Source organism: Ruegeria sp. YTSC199, from assembly GCF_059609725.1.
This window is the reverse complement of sequence record NZ_JBXWMF010000072.1, coordinates 1-1688: the sequence shown is the minus strand read 5'-3', so window position 1 is coordinate 1688 and position 1688 is coordinate 1. Positions and strand designations below refer to the sequence as shown.

Here is a 1688-nt window from a genome sequence, read left to right as displayed (position 1 = left end):
GGGACTGGTTTTGAAGTATTTGAAAGAGGCGGGTCTGGTCATGGGCAAAAGCTACGCAACACCCCTACCCCGCTCAAGCAAAGTTCTTCTGACAAGACCCTTAAAAACTATCGGGAAGTTCGTAGCCAACCGCATAGACATCGCGAATGGCGGATAGTGCGGCTTCGCTGCTCATTTCATTGCCAAACCGATCCGCGTGAACGATTCTCAGGTCGAAAGGCGGGCTACCGGTCGTCATCCAATGGGCCAGAAACTCGGCGCTTCCCCCGCCCGTGCCGATCCCCACATTAAACCCCGTTGCAAGCCACAGTCCGTCTTGGTCCGGCAACGGGCCAAGCATTGGCAACCCGTCGGGTGTCCAGCACATCGGACCATTATTAACGACCTTAATACCTGCTTCACCAAAACTCGGCATCCGTTCAATCAATCGTTCCAGATGCGGCATGATGCGATCAAGTTCCGGCGGGAAGAGGTCTTCTTTGAAATCCTCTGGGACACCATCCAGCGCCCAAAATTTGGGTTCGGCCTCATAAACGCCGGCAAGAACGCCTTTTGCTTCCTGACGCACGCTGCCGGACATGTAGCTGTCGCGCCAAGCGGGCACTTCGTGGTCGAGCGCCTCAAGGCCAGGGATCGACTGTGTGATCACCTCTTGGTGTTGGGTCGCGTAGACAGGCAGGTTCAAACCAAGCGGCATCAACATTTCGCGGGCCCAGAACGATGTTGCCACGACAACATTAGACGCGCGAACGATACCGTTAGCAGTCTCGATCACCCAGTGGTCGGCATGCCGCGCAAGCGCAGCCACAGGGCAGTGTCGTTCCACCGCGGCGCCCATCTTGCGGGCTGCCAGTGCCAGCGCCTGCGTCGCCCCTGTCGGGTCCACATGCCCGTCTGTGGGCGTATGGGCCGCACCAAATATCCCGGAGACATCGAGAAGTGGGTGCAGATCCGCGACTTCTTCGGGCGTACGGACATGAAAAGGGATCCCCAATTCGTCATAACTCGGCTTATAGGAATGGAACAGCTTCAACTCCCGCTCGGTCGCTGCCAGGCGCAGGCTGCCCGTCTGGTGGAACGAAACTGACTGTCCGCTTTCCTCCTGGGCCTGCAAATAAGTACGAATTGAACCGGCAAACAGCTTCGTCATGGCAGGATAGGGACCGAAGTAGGTGGTGTTGCCAGCCGAATGCCACGTCGAACCGGACGTCAATTCGCGGCGCTCCAGCAGCAGTGCGTCTATCCATCCCATCTTGGTAAGCCAGTACAAGACCGATGCTCCGACGATGCCCCCGCCGATCACGGCAACCTGTACATCCGATTTCATTGGTACCTCCAATGGTTTCAGACAACGGGAATGCTCGCCTGAATTCGCTCAATCGTTAGGGCTTAGCACATATGTAGTCTACCCTGATCAAGAGTGACCGATCCAGAAATGCCATGCAATGCCAAGGTCGGGTTAGCGCGATTTGCAACCGTTTCGGCGCTTTGCAGTATTTGCCGAACTGGGCTCATTGCAGTCGTCGGATGCGATGCAGCACTACCGAGGTAGCCTCACAAATCCTGTGGAGCTTGCGGCCCAAACCGGACATACAAAGCGCAACCACATGCGGTGCCGTCAGACAAATTCGAACTAGTCTCAGTTTGCCGCGGAAAGCGCGAACCTATCCGGAACAAAGTTGACGCCA

At 56.6% G+C, this 1688-nt stretch carries 1 protein-coding gene; it reads right to left on the bottom strand.

Translation table 11 applies throughout. The annotated features are described in order from the left end of the window. Positions 1–100: 100 nt before the first annotated feature. Positions 101–1327 (bottom strand): NAD(P)/FAD-dependent oxidoreductase, encoded by a 1227-nt coding sequence (locus tag AC2FEE_RS25560; RefSeq protein WP_496868221.1) that lies wholly within the window; start codon positions 1325–1327, stop codon positions 101–103. Positions 1328–1688 lie beyond the last annotated feature (361 nt).